At 63.5% G+C, this 14,340-nt stretch carries 14 protein-coding genes and 1 pseudogene; 10 read left to right on the top strand and 5 right to left on the bottom strand.

Annotated elements, in window-relative coordinates; all coding sequences use genetic code 11:
• Positions 1-104: 104 nt before the first annotated feature.
• Positions 105-1,349, bottom strand: a complete 1,245-nt coding sequence (locus LB532_RS06110; protein ID WP_140644381.1) for an MFS transporter — start codon at positions 1,347-1,349, stop codon at positions 105-107.
• A 198-nt stretch (positions 1,350-1,547) separates the two neighbouring features.
• On the opposite strand from LB532_RS06110, the gene LB532_RS06105 reads away from it, so the two are divergent.
• On the top strand, positions 1,548-1,835 hold the full coding sequence (locus LB532_RS06105) for a DUF3175 domain-containing protein (protein WP_140644294.1): 288 nt from the start codon (positions 1,548-1,550) through the stop codon (positions 1,833-1,835).
• A 33-nt stretch (positions 1,836-1,868) separates the two neighbouring features.
• Here LB532_RS06105 and LB532_RS06100 read toward each other — a convergent pair whose 3' ends face one another.
• Positions 1,869-2,645, bottom strand: a complete 777-nt coding sequence (locus LB532_RS06100) for a FadR/GntR family transcriptional regulator (RefSeq protein WP_140644383.1) — start codon at positions 2,643-2,645, stop codon at positions 1,869-1,871.
• Between the two features lie 104 nt (positions 2,646-2,749).
• A complete protein-coding gene (locus LB532_RS06095; protein WP_140644296.1) occupies positions 2,750-3,646 on the bottom strand; it encodes an NAD-dependent epimerase/dehydratase family protein in 897 nt (298 codons plus the stop codon).
• A gap of 118 nt (positions 3,647-3,764) precedes the next feature.
• Between LB532_RS06095 and LB532_RS06090 the strand changes: the two are divergent.
• Positions 3,765-4,701: pseudogene (locus LB532_RS06090) on the top strand (NAD(P)-dependent oxidoreductase).
• A 127-nt stretch (positions 4,702-4,828) separates the two neighbouring features.
• On the opposite strand, the gene LB532_RS06085 reads toward LB532_RS06090, so the two are convergent.
• A complete protein-coding gene (locus tag LB532_RS06085; protein ID WP_140553837.1) occupies positions 4,829-5,611 on the bottom strand; it encodes a FadR/GntR family transcriptional regulator in 783 nt (260 codons plus the stop codon).
• A 180-nt stretch (positions 5,612-5,791) separates the two neighbouring features.
• Positions 5,792-6,781, bottom strand: a complete 990-nt coding sequence (locus LB532_RS06080; RefSeq protein ID WP_140553836.1) for a sugar-binding protein — start codon at positions 6,779-6,781, stop codon at positions 5,792-5,794.
• Positions 6,782-7,237: 456 nt separating this feature from the next.
• On the opposite strand from LB532_RS06080, the gene LB532_RS06075 reads away from it, so the two are divergent.
• From LB532_RS06075 to LB532_RS30040, 8 genes are all read left to right on the top strand, one after another.
• The gene (locus tag LB532_RS06075; protein WP_140644385.1) at positions 7,238-7,981 is read left to right on the top strand and encodes an ATP-binding cassette domain-containing protein; all 744 of its coding nucleotides are present in this window, start codon (positions 7,238-7,240) and stop codon (positions 7,979-7,981) included.
• A gap of 61 nt (positions 7,982-8,042) precedes the next feature.
• A complete protein-coding gene (locus LB532_RS06070) occupies positions 8,043-9,041 on the top strand; it encodes an ABC transporter permease (protein ID WP_140644298.1) in 999 nt (332 codons plus the stop codon).
• Positions 9,042-9,218: 177 nt separating this feature from the next.
• Positions 9,219-10,046, top strand: a complete 828-nt coding sequence (locus tag LB532_RS06065; RefSeq protein ID WP_140644300.1) for an AraC family transcriptional regulator — start codon at positions 9,219-9,221, stop codon at positions 10,044-10,046.
• A gap of 117 nt (positions 10,047-10,163) precedes the next feature.
• Positions 10,164-10,607, top strand: a complete 444-nt coding sequence (locus LB532_RS06060) for an SRPBCC family protein (protein ID WP_140644302.1) — start codon at positions 10,164-10,166, stop codon at positions 10,605-10,607.
• A gap of 10 nt (positions 10,608-10,617) precedes the next feature.
• Entirely contained in the window at positions 10,618-11,412 is a 795-nt protein-coding gene (locus LB532_RS06055; protein WP_140644304.1) for an FAD binding domain-containing protein, read from the top strand.
• 54 nt (positions 11,413-11,466) lie between these two features.
• On the top strand, positions 11,467-11,949 hold the full coding sequence (locus LB532_RS06050; RefSeq protein ID WP_140644306.1) for a (2Fe-2S)-binding protein: 483 nt from the start codon (positions 11,467-11,469) through the stop codon (positions 11,947-11,949).
• A gap of 10 nt (positions 11,950-11,959) precedes the next feature.
• Entirely contained in the window at positions 11,960-13,327 is a 1,368-nt protein-coding gene (locus LB532_RS30045) for a xanthine dehydrogenase family protein molybdopterin-binding subunit (protein WP_140644308.1), read from the top strand.
• A 1-nt stretch (position 13,328) separates the two neighbouring features.
• Entirely contained in the window at positions 13,329-14,333 is a 1,005-nt protein-coding gene (locus LB532_RS30040) for a xanthine dehydrogenase family protein molybdopterin-binding subunit (protein ID WP_140553823.1), read from the top strand.
• Positions 14,334-14,340: the final 7 nt, after the last annotated feature.

Here is a 14,340-nt window from a genome sequence, read left to right as displayed (position 1 = left end):
GTCGCCATTTCACCAGCCTGTGCCGCACCACTCGCCTCTGGCGTCGCGCAGCCCCGGCCCGTTGTCAAGCCGAGGCGCTTGCGGGCGAGTGCTTCCGCTCTGCCTCAGGCCATTGCCGTCGCGCCGCGTCTTGCCTTCCAAAGCACCAGCACCATCATCAGGATGTTCAGCAGGTTCCAGGCGATGCCGTTCAGGAATGCGGCGGCGTAGGAGCCGGTCAGGTCGTAGATCCAGCCCGACATCCAGCCGCCGATCGCCATGCCGAAAATGGTCGCCATGATGACGATGCCGACGCGTTGGCCGGCCTCCCTGGCGGGCATGTATTCCCGCACGATGATCGCATAGCAGGGCACGATGCCACCCTGCGACAGGCCGAAGACCAGCGAAACGATGTAGAGCGAGGCAAGCCCGTCGAAAGGAATGTAAAAGAACAGTGACAGGCATTGCAGCACCGAGCCGATAAGCAGGGTCTTCACCCCGCCGATGCGGTCGGCGACGAAGCCCGAAGCCACGCGGCTGACCACGCCGGCCGCCATCATGATCGACAGCATGTCGGCGCCATGCGCGACGCCGTAGCCAAGATCCATGCAGTAGGCCACGATATGCACCTGCGGCATCGACATCGCCACGCAGCAGCCGAGACCGGCAATGACAAGCAGCACCTGGAGTGCCGTCGGCGACAGCGAGATCGGCTGCACCAGCCGGCTGCCTGCGGAACCGGCAACCGCGATCGGCGCGCCGCGCCGCAGCATCAGCACCAGCGGCACCATGGTCGCCAGGCAGAAGAGGCCGATGGCCACATAGGTGAAGCGCCAGCCTTCCGCTTTCATCAGGGGCGGCATGACGGTAGGCCAGATCGTTCCGGCGAGATAGCTGCCGGCCGCGGCCGCCGCCACGGCGACACCGCGCCGGCGGTTGAACCAGTGCGAGATGTCAGCGATCAGCGGCCCGAAGATCGCCGATGTACCGACCCCGATCAGCAGGCCCTGGGCGAGCGTGAATTGCAGGATCGAGGTCGACAGCGCCGCCAGCAGGAAGCCGGCAACCAGCGCCATCGAGGAAGCAAGCGCCGGGATCCAGTAGCCGACACGGTCGATAGCGCGCCCGACCAGAACGTTTCCGGCGGCAAAGCCGACCATCGTCGCAGTATAGGGCAGAGCGGCGTCGGCCCTGTCGACGCCGAACTCGGCCTGCACGGCCGGCAGCACCACGACCACGGCCCACATGCCGACGCCGCCGACTGTCGATAGAAGCGTCGATACCGCCAGCCGTATCCATGCATGCGAGCTGTCGACGACGGCACTACCGGCTGCTGGTGAGGAGAAGATCGAGGCCAAGCTGTTTCCCATTCCGTCATCGACATTGACCATTGTCGCGGTCATGCGGCCTAGCGGCCGACGGTCCTTTCGCCACTATCGGCGCATTCGCCGCGCCGAGCAGCGCCACATGGGTAATTCCATGGTTCCAGAGTTCGTCGGTTCCGGGCTCACCGGAACGTGCGACGACGAAGGACGTTCTGCAATCAGCTCAACGCGAAGGAGATTGCCATGACCGCAAAACGGAAATGGTCGGCTGAGGTGACCGAGCACAGCAATGCCATGGATCTCGAAGACCATGTCTTCGAATCCCATGACCCGAAGAAGATCGCGGCTTCGCTCAAGCGGTCGGCCGAACACAGCGACCGGCGCAAGGCCGAACCGTTCCAGTCCGCCATGTCGATGCTGAACTTCTACATCAACCGTGCCGGCAAGAACCTGCCGGCGAAGCAGAAGAAGGTGCTCGATGACGCCAAGGACGAACTGCGCGCGGCGTTCGGACGTGAGAAGGAAGGGTAGGCAGAAAGCCGCGTAACGGGTTCCTGGAACGTCTTATCGTGACCTGATCACGCCGTCTGTGTTGGCGAGCAGCTTGCGTACCGCGGCACGCGCCGCGTCCGGCCGCTGCAGGCGGATGTTCTTCTCGATCGCCTCGTGCATCTTCTGTGCGTGCTGCAAATCGTCGAGTTCCCGCGTCGTGTAGGTGAAGAGATGGTCGAAGGCGGATTCGATCAGCACCCCGAGCGGCACCAGCAGATCGTTGCCAGACGCCCGCAGGATCGCGAGATGAAAGCGCGTGTCGGCGCGGGTCCGTTCCTGCAAGCTTTTCGCCTCGCCCATATCCCGGCAGGCCTCGCTGATCTCCGCCATCTGCTCGTCGGTCCGCCGCATGGCGGCAAAGGCGGTCGCTTCCGGCTCGATGATGTGGCGGAACTCCTGCACCGTCTTCAGGAACACCTCTCGGTCGGGCGACGTCGCGTACCAGGCCAGCACATCGCGATCGAGCAGGTTCCAGCGCTCCTTCGGCTCGACCCAGCTGCCGATCTTGGGGCGCGAGGCGAGCAGGCTCTTGGCCATCAGCATCTTGATCGCCTCGCGTACCGCCGAGCGGCTGACGCTGAAGGTCTCCGACCATTTGGCTTCGTTGGGCAGGATGGTGCCCGGCGGATAGTCGCCACGCACGATCCTGAGCCCGATCTCGCTGGCCAGCGAGGTGTGCACGCTGGAGCCCGGAATGCGCGCCGCATCGGTGCGGCGAACGCCGGCCTGACGCTCGGCCGATACCGCTTTTGCCGGCGATTTTTCCTTGTTCGGCTTCGCGTCCCGCATACGCTCCAGAAAGTCCGGATTGAGCAGGGTGTCAAGCACGGCAAGCGGGTTCACCCGCAAAGCCGGCTTCTGTGCACAACTCAAAACCCCTGCGGGGCGTGTTTTCAAGCGATCTTCACGTATTTGCGCCAGCTGTGTTCCGGCCGAAAGCCCAACATGTCGCGCGCCTTGCGATTGGACAACAGCGTCTCGAATTCGCCGAGCTCACCCTTGACCGGCACACCGGGATAGAAGCGCTTCAGCAGTTCCGCGGTCGGCAAGTCGGACGAAGTGTCGTCATTGGCAGCGTTGAACACCTGGTAGCCGAGCCCGTCCTTCTCGATGGCGCGCAGCGTGATCTGGCCGAGGTCGCGCGCATCGACATAGCTCCAGGCGATGCGCTTGCGGAAACCGGGATCGGCGAACCATTTCGGAAACAGGGAATATTCGTGCGGTTCGATAACGTTGCCGATGCGCAATGCATAGATGTCGGTACCGTCGCGCTGCGCAAAGGCCCGTGCCGTCTTCTCGTTGACGACCTTGGAAAGGGCATAGCTGTCCATCGGATCGACGTCGTATTCTTCGTCGAGCGGGAAATATTTCGGCGCGCGCGGCTCGTTGGCGAAGACCAGCCCGTAGGTGGTCTCGCTGGAGGCGATGATCACCTTGCGGATGCCGAGCTTCACCGCCGCCTCGATGACATTGTAGGTGCCCATCGCGTTGATGCGGAACACTTCGTTGTCGGGCGTGATCATGATGCGCGGGATCGCGGCGAAATGCACCACGGCGTCGACGGGCTGGGGGCGCAGCGACGGGTCGAATTCATGCAGGCCCGCATAGCTCGACAGCGCGTTGAACACCTGCCCGCTATCGGTGATGTCGGTAATCAGCGTGCGCACCTTGGGATTGTCGAGCGGCTTGGTGTCGATGTTGAGCACCTGGCAGCCCTGCTCCACCAGATATTGCACGACATGGCGCCCAGCCTTGCCGCTGCCGCCGGTGAACATGATCCGCTTCGTCATTCTGGTCTCCACGAAAGCCCTGGGATTATGTGTATTGTCAGACAATATTGCTTTCTGCAACCGCATACGGCTAAAACAGCAGCGACATTATCGATAATCGTAAAACAGGACAGACAGCATGAACACGACCGCAGCGAGCGAGAAGATCGGCTTCATCGGCCTTGGCCTGATGGGTTATGGCATCGCCAAGAACATCGTCGACAAAGGCTATCACCTGACCTTCCTCGGCCGCAAGAACCGCAAGCCGGCGGAGGATCTGGCTAGCCGGGGCGCCCACGAAGCCGCGACCTCCCGCGACGTGGCGGCGGCATCGACAATCGTCTTCATCTGCGTCACCGGTTCACGCGAGGTCGAAGCCATCATTCGCGGCCCCGGCGGTCTCAAGGAAGGATTGAGAAAAGGCTCGGTCGTCGTCGACTGCTCGACCTCCGACCCGGTCTCGACCGTTGCGCTGGCCGCCGAACTCAAGGCGCTCGGCGTCGACTATGTCGACGCGCCGCTCAGCCGGACGCCGAAGGAGGCCTGGGAAGGCACGCTCGACGCCATGGTCGGCGCACCCGAGGCCGTCTTTGCCAGGGTCAAACCGGTGATCGAAACCTGGGCCGGCCGTATCGTCCATATCGGCGACACAGGTGACGGCCACCGCATGAAATTGCTCAACAATTTCGTCTCGCTGGGCTATGCCGCGATCTATTCCGAGGCATTGGCCCTGGCCGAGAAAGTCGGCATATCGCCGGCGCTTCGACAGCGTCATCCGCAACGGCCGCATGGATTGCGGCTTCTACCAGACCTTCATGCGCTGGACGCTGGAGGGTGACCGCGATGCCCACAAATTCACCGTCGCCAACGCCTTCAAGGACCTGACCTACCTCGAATCGATGGCGGGTTCTGCCGGCATCGCCAACCCGCTCGGCAACGCCACCAAGAACGCCTTCGCCGGGGCCTTCGCCACCGGGCCGGCCGAGCAGTATGTGCCGATGCTGGCCACCCATATCGGCAAGGTCAACGGTGTCGACCTGATGCCGATGAAGGATGGAAAGAAACAGACGATTTAAGAGTGAGAAGCGGTCCGCAGCGGATGAAAGGCCAATAGCTGGGCTTTTCGAGCTTCGAACGCCTGCGAAGAGCCGACGAAGGCTACGCATTGCCCAGGGAAAGGCGATCACCAAGCGCCAGCGCCGGTCACCCTCGCCCCCTTCCGACCCTCTCATCGGTATCGGCGAGCAGCTTGTGCACGGCGTTGCGCGCCGCCGCGGGTCGCTGCAAACGAATATTCTTCTCGATCGCCTCGTGCAGCTTCTGTGCCCGCCGCTGGTCGCCGACCTGCTGTGTCGTGAAGACGAAGAGGTGATCGAGCGCCGATTCGATCAGCACGCCGAGCGGCACCAGCAGGTCGTTGCCAGAGGCTCGCAGGATGGCGAGATGAAAGCGCGTATCGGCCCGGATGCGCTCCTGCAGACTTGCCGCCTCGCCCATCTCGCGGCAGGCCTGGCTGATCTCGGCCATCTGCTCGTCGCTGCGCCGCACCGCGGCAAAGGCGCTCGCTTCCGGCTCGATGATGTGACGGAACTCCTGCACGGTCCGCAGGAACACCTCCCGGTCCGGCGCGGTCGCGTACCAGGCGAGCACGTCGCGATCCAGCAGGTTCCAGCGCTCCTTCGGTTCGACCCAACTGCCGATCTTGGGGCGGGACGCCAACAGGCTCTTGGCCATCAGCATCTTGATCGCCTCGCGCACCGCCGAGCGGCTGACATTGAACGTTTGCGACCATTGGGCTTCGTTGGGCAGTATGGTGCCGGGCGGATAGTCGCCGCGCACGATCCTGAGCCCGATCTCGCTGGCCAGCGAAGCGTGCACGCTGGCACCGGGAAAGTGCGCCGCATCGGGCCGGCGCATGGCGGCCGGACGGCGGCCGGCCTGTGCCTTGGTCCGAATGGCTCGCTTGTTTGACTTTTCGTCCGGCATCCACGTTCCAATGCGTCGGCCGTACCTGTTCCGGTCAGGAACTGTCGGTCCGCCGATGCCATTGCCGAAAATTCGAACCTCGGGCGCGCCAAAGCCGGAGCCGCTGCCCCTGAAATGCGTGTCCCCGTTCGTCAGCAGAGCTGGCGGGGCGCCCGCTGGCGAGCGCCCCGATCGAGACGCCTACTTCTGGATGCAGGTGTCGACCGTATCCTTGGTGCATTCGTCGAGGCCGGTGAACACCGGATCGTCGACCTTCTTGCCTTCGATCAGGTCGATCATCACGGACGGCGCCTTGTAGCCCATCTCGAACGGCCGCTGGCCGACCAGCGCGGTGACAAGGCCATCCCGCGCGATCGCCACCTCGTCGCCGATCGTGTCGGCGGCGCCGATGACGAAGTCGTTGCTGGCCAGCTTGTCCTTCAGCGGTCCGACCAGATCGCGATAGGGCTGCGGCGCGCCGAACAGCGGCCAGCCGCCCATGATGCCGAACGCATCGAGCTTGGGGTTGGCGGCAAGGATGTCGGTCATCGCCTGCACGCCCTTGGCGCCGTCGTCATTTGTGAACACCGGGCAGCCAGCCACTTCCGTCCAGCCGCCTTCGCCGGCAAGGGCTGCAAGTCCTTCCTTGCCCGACAGCGCGTCACGCATGCCTTGCGCGCGGCGTAGGATGTTGTCGGCCGCCGGATTGCCCTCGATGGTGCAGATCGTGCCGCCATTCGGCTTGGCCTTCTTGATGTATTCGCCGATCTTCTTGCCCATCAGATAGTTGTCGGTGCCGAGATAGGTCTTGCGAAGTGCTGCGTCCTCCTTGGCAAGGTCGGCATCGACGGTCATGATCGGGATCGACGGGTTGGCGCTCTTGATCGTTTGCGCGATCAGCGGCGCGTTGGACGGCGAAATCGCCATCGCCACCGTGTCCGGCTTGCTCAGCATATCCTGCACGATCTGCGCCTCGCCGGCCTCGTCGGAAGTCGACGCCGGACCGGTGTAGAAGCACTCATATTCCGAGCTGGCGTTTTCCTTGTTCCATTTCTCGCAGCCCTGGTGGATGGCCTCGAAGAACGGATTGTCGAGACCTTTCACCACGATGACGAGCTGCTTCTTGGCCAAAGCCGGCCCGGCGCCCAACGCCATGGCGGCGACGGCGGCGAGCAAAACTGTTTTCCTCATGTCAGTCCTCCCTTGGAAACAGACGGACACGGCGTGCCCGCCACACAGATCGTCCTGATGCGAGATGACAGAAGCAAGCGCTCGTGCCGTCAGGCCAGGCCGATAAGCATTTTCAGATGCGACCAGGCCGGCAACGATGCCGGCACGATCGGTAATCCTCCACCGGTTGCGCCGCCAAACGACGTCGTCAAAGCCGGCATATCTTCCTCCGACGCTCAACTAATAACGGCTTGCCGCCAACGTCAATTGCTATTTGTCCTACAAAACGGATTTTTCCAGAAAAGCAGGATCTCATTCGTCCGACAATTGCCCAAATCTTATTCGTCAGACAATTGACGCCCGTGCAGGCATTTGCGTAAATGACCGCGTCGCTGCTTCCGGGAGGAGCTGGGGGAGCGAACCGAAGCCGTCGCCCCTTCCGGGGACAGACGGCCAGACATGGGAGGCAAAAGGCTGGTGGCGGTTCTCGAACTCACCAACATCTCGAAGCATTTCGGCGCCATCCAGGCGGTGAACGACGTGTCGCTGTCGATCGAGCCCGGCCAGGTCGTCGGCCTGATGGGCGACAACGGCGCCGGCAAGTCGACGCTGGTCAAGATGATCGCCGGCAATTTCCGCCCGAGCCACGGCACCATGCAGATGGACGGCGAGGATCTGATCCTCCACAAGCCGGTCGAGGCCCGCCAGCACGGCATCGAGATCGTCCACCAGGATCTGGCGCTGTGCAATAATTTGACGGCGGCGGCCAATGTCTATCTCGGCCGCGAACTGCGCCGCGGCGTCGGGCCCTTCCGTATCCTCGACTATGCCGCCATGTACAAGCGCGCCGGCCAGATATTCGCCGAGCTCAAATCCGAGACGCGCCCGCGCGACCTCGTCAAACAGATGTCCGGCGGTCAGCGCCAGGCGGTGGCGATCGCCCGCACCATGCTGTCGCAGGCCAAGATCGTGCTGATGGACGAGCCGACGGCGGCGATTTCGGTTCGCCAGGTGGCGGAGGTCCTCAACCTGATCCGCCATCTGCGCGACCAGGGCATCGCCGTGGTGCTGATCAGCCACCGCATGCCCGACGTTTTCGACGTCGCCGACCGCGTCATCGTCATGCGGCGCGGCAGGAAAGTCGCCGACAAGGCGATCGCCTCGAGTTCGCCCGAGGAGGTGACAGGGCTGATCACCGGCGCCATCGAGCAGGTGGTGTGAGAGCGGCAAAACCGGATTTCATTGCGCTGGCGCGTTTCGCTGCCGGCAGGAAAGGTCGATAATGGCAGTCACCCTTGATCAGACGATCGCGCAGAAACAGCACAGCTTTCTGTCGCGGCTGCTCTCCAGCCAGACGTTCTGGGTGGTGATCGCCGTCATCCTCGCCTGTATCTTCCTGTCCTTTGCCACGGATGCCTTCGCCACCCCGAAGAACCTCTTCAACATCACCCGCAACGTCACCTTCGTCGCCATTGTCGCGCTGGGCATGACCTTCGTCATCATCACCGGCGGCATCGACCTCTCGGTCGGTTCGGTGCTGTGCCTCTGCTCGATGGTGCTGGCCGTTACCATGCATGCCGGGTTTTCGATCGAAGTCGGCATCCTGGCCTCGATCGCCACCGCACTCGTCATCGGCGGCTTCAACGGCATTCTGATCGCCTATCTCGGCTTTCCGTCCTTCGTGGTGACGCTCGGCATGCTGTCGATCGCCCGCAGCCTCGCCATGGTCGCCTCCAACAACACCGTCGTCTTCCAGTTCGGGCCCGATCACGACAAGCTACTGGCGCTGGGCGGCGGCGCCTGGCTCTTCGGCATCGCCAATCCGGTGCTCTACATGATCCTTTTGGCGCTGATCACCGGCTTCGTCCTGCGCTGGACCAAATTCGGCCGGCATATCTTCGCCATTGGCGGCAACGAGCATGCTGCGACGCTGACCGGCGTTCCGGTGCGCCAGATCAAGGTCGCCGTCTACATGATCTCGGCGCTGTCGGCGGGAATTGCCGGCATCATCCAGACAGGCTGGCTGGGCGCAGTCACCACCAATCTCGGCAACGGCATGGAGCTGCAGGTCATCGCCGCCACCGTCATCGGCGGCGCCAATCTCGCCGGCGGCGTCGGCACCGCCTTCGGCGCCATCGTGGGTGCCGCCCTCATCGAGGTGATCCGCAACAGCCTCGGCCTGCTCGGTATCAACGCCTTCTGGCAGGGCACCTTCATCGGCGGCGCCATCCTGCTTGCGGTGCTGTTCGACCGCATCCGCAACTTCAGGCGCAGCGATTAAAAGCCTGTCTTCGCCGAAGTGGCGTTCATCCCGGTCCTATCGCTCAGTCTGAAAATCGGCTGAAGCGGCCTGCCGCGAATACCGGCCGTGCGGCTATGCCTTGACGGATACGGAAAACCGGCCGCACAATCCCCAAGCAGGCGAAGGGAGGCCAGTCGCCTGCGGGAGGATATACCCATGACGGAAGCGATCAGGCTCTACTGGGGCCGGTTCGGACATGTTTCTGTCCTGAATGTCGCGAGCGACTTCGTCACCCATGCCCATGTCGAGGCACATCTCATCATCTGGCTGGAAGGCACCGCCGGCGAGATGACCATCGGTCGTGAGACGGTCCTGCTTGGGCCTGGCACGGCTGCCGGCATCAACTCGTTGCAGCCGCACAGCCATGTGCTGTCGCAGGACGGCACGCCTGGCCTGTTCCTCGCCTTCTACATCGACCCGGACTGGGCACGGCGGCGCCGTGACCTGCCATCGTCCGCGCCGCTTTTCGCGCAGGCGTCAATCACGCTCGAACCCTGGCTGCACCAGGCTGCCGCCGGCCTGCTCGATCGTCTGACCGACAATGAGAGCATCGACGATGTCGCCAATTACGAGATCGAGCGCTTCATCGATTCGGTGCTCGATGCCGCCGAAGCTTCAGCTCCGCAGGAACCGCGCGGCCGCGTGAACACCATGCAGGATTTCCGCGTCCGCAAGGCGATCCAGCTGATGAAAGCCAATGTCTGCGAGCGTATCTCCTTCGATGACGTGGCGCGCAGCGTCGGCCTCTCGCGGCCGCATTTCTTCGCTCTGTTCAAGGAACAGACCAGTTTGACGCCCAACGTCTACTGGAACACGCTGCGCATGGAGGAAGCGGTGCGCCAGCTCCAGTGGTCGCATGAGCCGCTGATATCGGTCGCCTGCAATCTCGGCTTCACCACCCAGGGCAATTTCTCGCGTTTCTTCCGCGACCATGTCGGCGTGCCGCCGACGCTCTATCGCGAAGCGGCGCGAGCAGTGTCCTGACGGAGCGGAAACCGGCTATTTTCAGACTGGTTGATACGTGCCCAAGACGCATTGATAAGCACCGCGACCGCGGTCGGCCTACCATCCCAAGCAGAACGTTTGCAAGGGAAAGAGCATATGGCTGATGTCACCATCTCCAGCGTCATCGACGCGCCGGTCGAAAAGGTCTGGGCGCGGATCCGCGACTTCAACGGACTGCCGAGCTGGCATCCGCGCATGGTCGAAAGCCATATCGAGGACGGCAAGGACCCCACCACGATCGGCTGCGTGCGCAACTTCCAGCTGGCCAGCGGCGCACGGCTGCGCGAAAAGCTGCTCGATTTCTCCGATGAGAATTTCCTCGTCAGCTATTCGATCCTGGAAACGCCGCAGCCGCTCACCAACCACAAGGCTACGCTGCAATTGCGGCGCGTCACCGACGGCGACCGCACCTATGCCGAATGGACCGCCAGCTTCGACGCAGCACCCGAAGAAGCCGACAAGCTGGCCGAGGGCATGGGCACCAATGTCTTCCAGGGCGGCTTCAACGCCCTGAAGAGCCATTTCGCCGGCCAGGGTTGAGGAGCGGGCCATGGCGCTGGCATTGCAGAGTTTTGCAACGGTGAAAGACGCCAGCGCGGCGCTGAAAGCCGCCGGCACGCGCTATCTCGGCGGCGGCACGCTCGTCTTGCGCGCCGCCAATGAAGGCGATGTTTCGGTCTCCGGCCTTGTCAGGTCAACCGACCCCGCCTTGTCGGCCATCGCGGTCTCCGGCGGCACGATCCGCATCGGCGCTTCGGTGACCATGGCGGCGATCGCCCGCCATCCCGAGCTCAGCCAGCTTGCCAAGGCCGCGCGTGCCGTTGGCGGTCCGGCGATCCGCAACATGGCGACCGTCGGCGGCAATCTGTTTGCGCCAAGTCCCTATGGCGATTTCGCAGTCGCCCTGCTGGCGCTGGACGCCATCGTGAGCACCAATGACGGCGAAACGCCGATGGAAGCGTTTCTGGCCAAGCGGGACGGGAGCCGCGCGATCGTCACCTCCGTCAGCTTCACGCGGCCGGCACAGGGGAGTTTTCGATTCGTGAAGGTCTCGCGGGTAAAGCCCAAGGGCGTCTCGGTGCTCAGTATCGCCGCTATCCTGGAACAGGCCGGCAACGGCACGATATCCTCGGTGCGGATCGCGCTCGGCTGCATGGCCGACCGGCCGATGCGAGCCAAGACAGCCGAGAAAGCGCTGCTCGGCAGGACGCTGGACGCGGACGGCATTGCTTTGGCTCTGGCTGCCGCCAACGACGGCATCGCACCTATTACCGACCCGATCGCCAGCGCCTGGTATCGCGCGCAAGTGCTGCCGGTTCATCTCGGTCGGCTGCTGCTCAGCTAGTCACATTTCGGGGGCGCGCGCTTGCCCTGCGGGGCAGGCGCGCAAGGAGGAAGAATGGCAAAGGTTCCCGTCCAGTTCACGCTCAACGGTTCTGAGAAGGCCGAATTCGTCGAAAGCGGCGCCACGCTGCTCAACGCCTTGCGCGACAAGATCGGCGACACCTCGCCAAAGGGCGGGTGCCATCAGGGCACTTGCGGCGCCTGCTCGGTGATCGTCGACGGTGAGCTCCGGCTGTCCTGTCTGACGCTCGCCGAGACCTGCAATGGCGCTGCCATCACCACCACGTCGGGTCTTGCCGAAGGCGGCGTGCTGCATCCGCTGCAGCGCGCCTTCCTCGACGCCTTCGCCACGCAATGCGGCTTCTGCACGCCGGGCATGCTCATGGCGGCCAAGGTGTTGCTCGACCACACGCCCGATCCCAGCCGCGACGACGTCGTCGAAGCGCTGTCGGGCAACATATGCCGCTGCACGGGCTACGAGCCTATCATCCAGGCGGTGCTCACCGCCGCTCGCGCCAACTCGCAGAACGCGGCCTGAGGGAAGCAAGATGGAATTGCGCAAAAGCTATTTTTCGGACGTCCGCAAGGATGACCTCAACGAGATCGGCCAGCCCAGGCCCCGCTCGGATTCGCCCGGCCATGTCACCGGCAAGACAGCCTATTTCGCCGACCGCAACTTTCCCGGCATGCTGCATCTGAAGATGGTGCGCAGCCCGCACCACCATGCCCGCATCCGGTCCATCGATACGTCCGAAGCGGAAAAACATCCGGGCGTGGTGAAAATTCTCACCGCCAGGGACGTCCCGCACAATGTCTACACCATCCTGATCCTGATCCAGATCGGGCCGGAGGACGAGACGGTTCTGGCCGACGGCAAGGTGCGCTGGAAGGGCGAGGCCGTGGTGGCGGTGCTGGCCGAGACCGAACGCGCCGCACAGGAGGCCGCGGCCAAGGTCAAGGTCGACTACGAGGTGCTGCCGGCCGTCTTCGACATGGAGGAAGCGCTGAAGGCCGGCGCGCCCCTCGTCAACGAGTATCACGGCCAGAACTACTATCTCTATGACAGCGGCGAGTGCCGCAAGGTGCGCTTCGGCGATGTCGAGGCGGGCTTTGCCGAGGCCGACTATGTCCTCGAACAAAGCTACCAGTCCTCGCCGATCGAGCATGCGCCGACCGAGACGACCGGCTGTATCGTGGCACCGGAGGGCAATGACCGCTTCACCTGCTATACCAACACGCAGGCAATGTTCTTCACCCTCGACAACACGTCGATCATTTTGCAGATGCCGGGCAGTAAGCTGCATTTCGTCGGCGGCACGGTCGGCGGTGGTTTCGGCGGCAAGGTCGATGTCATCGTCGAACCGATCGCGATCCTCGGCGCCAAGCTAACAGGGCGACCGGTCTGTTTTACCTACAGCCGCGAGGAGGAGATGCAGATCTCGTCACCTCGCGCGGCCGAAAAGGTCGTCATCAAGGACGGCGTGATGAAGGATGGCCGCATCGTCGCGCGCAAAGTTACCGGCTACACGGACGCCGGCGCCTACTCCCGCCATTCGCCCTATGGCGCCCAGAAGGGCGCGGGGCACTATCCCGGCCCCTACACCATCCCCAATGTCTGGATCGATACGTACTGCGTCTACACCAACCGCACCCCGTCATCGGCCATGCGCGGCTTCGGCGTCACCATCGGCGACTTCGCACTGGAGGTGCAGATGGACAAGCTGGCACGGCTGATCGGCATGGATCCGCTCGAATTCCGTTTCATCAATGCCTATCGCGACGGCGATATGAAGGCGCATCGCCAGCCGACCGAAGGGGCGGCCCTTATCGAGTGCATGCAGGAAGCCTCGCGCGCCGCCAACTGGCCCGTGGCGGAGAAGTTCATGGCGATGTCCTCCTACGCGAAGGGAGCTTGAGATGGCGATCAGGCGGGGACGCGGCGTTGCCGCGATCAATTATCCCACGGGCATGAACCTCGGCGGCGACCCCACCCAGGCGCTGGTGCATTCGACACCGACCGGCAATTTCATGGTGACCCTATCATCGGTCGATCTCGGCCAAGGCATGAAGCAGATCATGGCGCAGATCTGCGCCGAGACGATCGGCGTGCCGACCGACCGCGTCGTCGTCGACACCGCCGATACCGACACCGGCCCGCACTGCATGGGCACTTTCGCCTCGCGCGGCACACACCGCGCCGGCAACGCCGTCATCCAGGCGGCCAAGGAAGCCCGCCAGGTTATGCTCGAAGTGGCGGCGGAGGAACTGGAGGTGAACGCGTCGGACCTCGAGACCGACGGCCAAGGCAACATATTGGTGAAAGGCGCGCCGCAGAAATCGATCTCGATCTTCGACGTCGCGCTGTCGGCGCATTTCAAGCGCGGCCGCTCGATCTCGGGACGCGGCATGTTCCTGATCCCGCGCTCCTATCCGGAGAAGGAGACCGGCGCGATGAAGCCGTCGACCTGCTACGCGCATGCCTGCACGGTGGCCGAGGTCGAGGTCGATGACGAGACCGGCGAGGTGACGGTGCTGACAGTGAAGAACGTGTTCGAGATCGGCCGTGCGCTGAATCCCAAAATGGTCGAGCAGCAGCTGGTCGGCGGCTCCTGGATGGGCATCAGCCACGCGCTCTACGAAACGACCGAGCCCTATTATCCCAACCGTGACCACGGCGGCACCGACTTCAACCAGTATCTGATGCCAGGTCCCGGCGACCTGGCCGAAACCGAGATCATTGTGCTGGAGCGGCCCTCGGCAGATGGTCCTTACGGCGCCAAGGGGCCCGGCGAAATGTGCGCCAATCCACAGATTCCGGCGGTCGCTAATGCCGTCTTCGACGCTGTCGGCGTGCGCATCGACACGTTGCCGATCACGCCGGAACGCATTTTGCGCGCGCTCAAGGCGCAAGCGACGACCTGAGGACCGA

Source organism: Mesorhizobium sp. ESP-6-2, from assembly GCF_020164675.1.
Taxonomy (GTDB): Bacteria; Pseudomonadota; Alphaproteobacteria; order Rhizobiales; family Rhizobiaceae; genus Mesorhizobium.
The sequence above is the reverse complement of the archived record's forward strand: the minus strand, read 5'-3'. Positions and strand labels throughout refer to the sequence as shown.

Excerpts from the sequence above, each read along its gene's own strand:
- LB532_RS06100 (WP_140644383.1), bottom strand. The coding sequence starts at position 2,645 with ATGCGGGACGCGAAGCCGAACAAGGAAAAATCGCCGGCAAAAGCGGTA.
- LB532_RS06110 (WP_140644381.1), bottom strand. The coding sequence starts at position 1,349 with ATGGGAAACAGCTTGGCCTCGATCTTCTCCTCACCAGCAGCCGGTAGT.
- LB532_RS06060 (WP_140644302.1), top strand. The coding sequence starts at position 10,164 with ATGGCTGATGTCACCATCTCCAGCGTCATCGACGCGCCGGTCGAAAAG.
- LB532_RS06050 (WP_140644306.1), top strand. The coding sequence starts at position 11,467 with ATGGCAAAGGTTCCCGTCCAGTTCACGCTCAACGGTTCTGAGAAGGCC.
- LB532_RS06095 (WP_140644296.1), bottom strand. The coding sequence starts at position 3,646 with ATGACGAAGCGGATCATGTTCACCGGCGGCAGCGGCAAGGCTGGGCGC.
- LB532_RS06105 (WP_140644294.1), top strand. The coding sequence starts at position 1,548 with ATGACCGCAAAACGGAAATGGTCGGCTGAGGTGACCGAGCACAGCAAT.
- LB532_RS06080 (WP_140553836.1), bottom strand. The coding sequence starts at position 6,781 with ATGAGGAAAACAGTTTTGCTCGCCGCCGTCGCCGCCATGGCGTTGGGC.
- LB532_RS06070 (WP_140644298.1), top strand. The coding sequence starts at position 8,043 with ATGGCAGTCACCCTTGATCAGACGATCGCGCAGAAACAGCACAGCTTT.
- LB532_RS30045 (WP_140644308.1), top strand. The coding sequence starts at position 11,960 with ATGGAATTGCGCAAAAGCTATTTTTCGGACGTCCGCAAGGATGACCTC.
- LB532_RS06055 (WP_140644304.1), top strand. The coding sequence starts at position 10,618 with ATGGCGCTGGCATTGCAGAGTTTTGCAACGGTGAAAGACGCCAGCGCG.
- LB532_RS06065 (WP_140644300.1), top strand. The coding sequence starts at position 9,219 with ATGACGGAAGCGATCAGGCTCTACTGGGGCCGGTTCGGACATGTTTCT.
- LB532_RS06085 (WP_140553837.1), bottom strand. The coding sequence starts at position 5,611 with ATGCCGGACGAAAAGTCAAACAAGCGAGCCATTCGGACCAAGGCACAG.
- LB532_RS30040 (WP_140553823.1), top strand. The coding sequence starts at position 13,329 with ATGGCGATCAGGCGGGGACGCGGCGTTGCCGCGATCAATTATCCCACG.